This is a genomic window from Thauera phenylacetica B4P (assembly GCF_000310225.1).
Lineage (GTDB): Bacteria > Pseudomonadota > Gammaproteobacteria > Burkholderiales > Rhodocyclaceae > Thauera > Thauera phenylacetica.
This window is the reverse complement of sequence record NZ_AMXF01000459.1, coordinates 1-1357: the sequence shown is the minus strand read 5'-3', so window position 1 is coordinate 1357 and position 1357 is coordinate 1. Positions and strand designations below refer to the sequence as shown.

Below are 1357 nucleotides of genomic sequence, written 5' to 3'. Positions count from 1 at the left end.
CGCCGGTGGTCGAGGCCGCGCCGGCCGCCCCGCAGCCCGCCGCGCCCAAGTCGCGCGCCAAGCGTGCGAAGAAGGCCACCGGAAGCCCCGCGGTCGAAACCCCCGCCGCGCCCGCCGCCGAAGCGCTAGAATCCGCGCCCCCGGCCCGGTCCCGACGTGCCGGCCGCAAGACCACCGCAAAGGGCTCCGACCGTGGCTAAAGCACCTGAAAACACGCCCACCCGGCTGATCTACGGCTTCCACGCCGTCTCCGCCAAGCTGCGCCACGCGCCCGACGCGGTGCTCGAGATCTTCCTCACCGCCGACCGCAAGGACGCGCGCGTGCGCAAGTTCCTCGCCCAGGCCGAGACTGCCGGCGTGCGCATCACCCAGAGCGAGGGCGACAAGCTCGACGCCCTCGTCGGCACCCGCCGCCACCAGGGTGTGGTGGCGAAGGTCGATGCCACCCGGCGTGAGATCAAGCTCGCCGACGTCCTCGACAGCCTCGACGAGAACGCGCTCATCCTCGTGCTCGATGGCGTGCAGGACCCGCACAACCTCGGCGCCTGCCTGCGCGTCGCCGACGCCGCCGGCGCCCACGCCGTGGTCGCACCCAAGGATCGCGCGGTGGGCCTCAACGCCACCGCGGTCAAGGTCGCCAGCGGCGCAGCAGACACCGTGCCCTACATCACCGTCACCAACCTCGCGCGCGCGCTGCGCGAGATGCAGGACGCCGGCGTGTGGGTCGTCGGCGCCGCGGGCGAGGCCGAGAAGACCCTCTACGAGATCGACCAGAAGGTCCCCGTCGCCTGGGTGCTCGGCGCCGAAGGCGACGGCCTGCGCCGCCTCACCCGCGACACCTGCGACGAGCTCGCGCGCATCCCCATGCACGGCAGCGTCGAGAGCCTCAACGTCTCGGTGGCCAGTGGCATCTGCCTCTTCGAGGCTCGCCGCCAGCGCAGCGCGTGACGCGCGTGGCCGTATTCCGGCAGGCCCGGCGCAAGCCGCGAAGGCGGCGGTTCGGATAAGGGGGCGATTGCCATGTGCCGCGGTGGCGGCCGCTCCCCCATTCGCGCCTGCCGGCGCTCCTACCTGAACCGGCGCGCACCCGAGGCGTTCCCGCTCCGTGCCGTCCCGCACGAACCGACCCCTGGCGTTCCCGCCCCTCGCCGCCCGACACGAACCGCAGCCCCCTGTAGGAGCGGCGGCAGCCGCGAATCTGGTGGTGCAGCGCCCGCCGCCGGCGTGGTCGCGTGAAGGTGAGGCCGCGTTCGCGCCTGCCGGCGCTCCTACATGAACCGGCGCGCACCCGAGGCGTTCCCGCTCCGTGCCGTCCCGCACGAACCGACCCCTGGCGTTCCCGCCCCTCGCCGCCCGA

1 protein-coding gene and 1 pseudogene are annotated in these 1357 nt (G+C 73.8%); both read left to right on the top strand.

The annotated features are described in order from the left end of the window. Positions 1-200, top strand: a pseudogene (locus tag C667_RS26250) (YjgN family protein); the annotation flags it as partial. Next, positions 193-948, top strand: a complete 756-nt coding sequence (rlmB, locus tag C667_RS22995) for a 23S rRNA (guanosine(2251)-2'-O)-methyltransferase RlmB (RefSeq protein WP_004388967.1) — start codon at positions 193-195, stop codon at positions 946-948. The pseudogene C667_RS26250 and the gene rlmB, both read left to right, overlap by 8 nt. Positions 949-1357 lie beyond the last annotated feature (409 nt).